General features: G+C 70.6%; 2 protein-coding genes. Both read right to left on the bottom strand.

The genetic code is table 11. The annotated features are described in order from the left end of the window. On the bottom strand, positions 1–859 hold an 859-nt coding region (locus tag AC1DOC_RS32130), incomplete at its 3' end, for a DMT family transporter (protein WP_478131381.1). 38 nt (positions 860–897) lie between these two features. Then, on the bottom strand, positions 898–1,671 hold the full coding sequence (locus AC1DOC_RS32125; RefSeq protein WP_478083375.1) for a helix-turn-helix transcriptional regulator: 774 nt from the start codon (positions 1,669–1,671) through the stop codon (positions 898–900). Positions 1,672–1,824: the final 153 nt, after the last annotated feature.

Raw genomic sequence — 1,824 nt, 5'->3', positions numbered from 1 at the left:
GCGTCACGCCGATCACGGCGCTGGCAATCGCGATCCGGTCGATGCCCATGACGGGCTCGGCCAGCCACCACCATCCGCCCAACGCGGAGAAGACCGGCGCCAGCCCTCCGAACGCCGCCGCCTGCGACGCGCCAAGGCGCGCAACGGCCGCGCCGAAGATCCACAGCCCCAGCAAGCCCGCGACCGCGCCCTGCATCAGCGCCTGCCACAGCACGTCGCGCAGCGGCGCATCGGCAAGGCCTGTTCCGCCCCGCCACAGCAGCCACGGCACCAGCAGGATCGCCGACCACGCACTGACGACCGCCGCGCCCTGCCATGCGCCGAGGCCGGCGCGCCTGAACGACAGCGTGAAGCCGGCCCACAACGCGGCCGCAAGAAGAAAGAGCAGATCGCCGCGCCAGGCGCCCGCATCGGCGCCGCGAAAACTGCCCGCCCCCAGCATGCCGATGCCCGCCGCAAGGAACACCAGGCCGAGCGCCCGCGCGCGGTCCGGGCGTTCGCGCCAGAACATCCAGGCCAGGCCCGCGGCAAAGAGCGGACATGCGCCCGCCATGAAGACACCCATGTGCGCCGACGGGGCGAACCTGGTGCCGCTCATCGCCACCAGCCCGAAAGGCAGCCCCGCGCCAAGCACCATCCCGGTCAGCCACCGCAGCGGCACCCCGCGCGGCAGCAGGCCGACGCGCAGCCACACGGGCATGAGCACGATCGCCGGTATGCCGTAGCGCAGGATCGCCAGGTCGGCCGGAGCGATGGTGGTGGTGGTCGAATGGCGCGTGGCCACCTGCCAGATGCCCGCGATCAGCGCCGAGGCCACGCCGGCGGCCAGGCCGGCTGAAACGCGCACATTGACCGTCATCTGTTGGCTCCGTTGAATGCGAAGCCCGCAGTGTTCGGTCAATGCAGGCGGCGCGCTTCCAGATTCGTGCGCATCTGGCTCGGTGCCATGCCAAAGGCGCGCCGGAAGGCCACCGTGAAATGCGCATGGCTTGCAAAGCCCAGGTCGGCCGCAAGCGCGCTGATGCTTGGCTCACCTTCGCGCAGGCGATCGAGCGCGAGCGTCATGCGCAGCTGGTTGCGCAGGCCATGCAGGCTCGTTCCCGTGTGCATGCGGAAGCGGCGCGCCAGGTGGAAGGCCGAGCAATGGACCGCCTTGGCGATCTCGTCGAGTGTGTCGCTGCGCTCCGGTGCCGCGGCGATGTAGTCGCGGGCGCGTTCGACCGCACGGTGGACCTTCGGCGGCGCCGGCCGATCGGCCGGCCGCACGCTCTGGACCAGGCCGGCCAGATGCTCCTGCACCTCGAGCGCATCGATCGCCTGCATCGCATGGGCCTGCAGGCATTGGCGCAGCAGCAGTTGGCCGCCCAGCGGCAGGAACACCCGGCCCGCCGGCGCCAGGTCTTCGACGAGCGTGACCACCACACTGCGCTGGCCCGCCATCGGGTGCTTCAACTGGTAGGGTCCGTCGGGCGACAGCCACAACGCGGCCGCGGGATCGCAGACGAAGGCGTCCGCGCCCAGCCGGCATTCGAAGCGCTGGCTCAGCGGCAGCAGCAGGCGCGGCCCCTGCACGCGATAAGGCGGGCTCCAGCCGGGCTCGGCCGACTCCAGCGTGGCCAGCTGGCAGCTGATGGAGCCGCTTTCGAAGAGCACGCTGCGAAGGTAGGTCATGGGTGTGAAAGGCAGCAGTGCCGCCCGCCCGGATTCTGCCAGCCGGGTCACAGGCCCTGGTGTTTACCCCGAAGGCGCTGAAGGCCGATTGACAGCCTCGCTGCCTACGATCGAGGGAATTTCATCCGGAGGCACCATGAAGACCACTCCCAC

Source organism: Variovorax sp. 01T439_2 (assembly GCF_056398445.1).
Note: the sequence above shows the minus strand (reverse complement) of the source record. Positions and strands in the feature narration are given on the sequence as shown.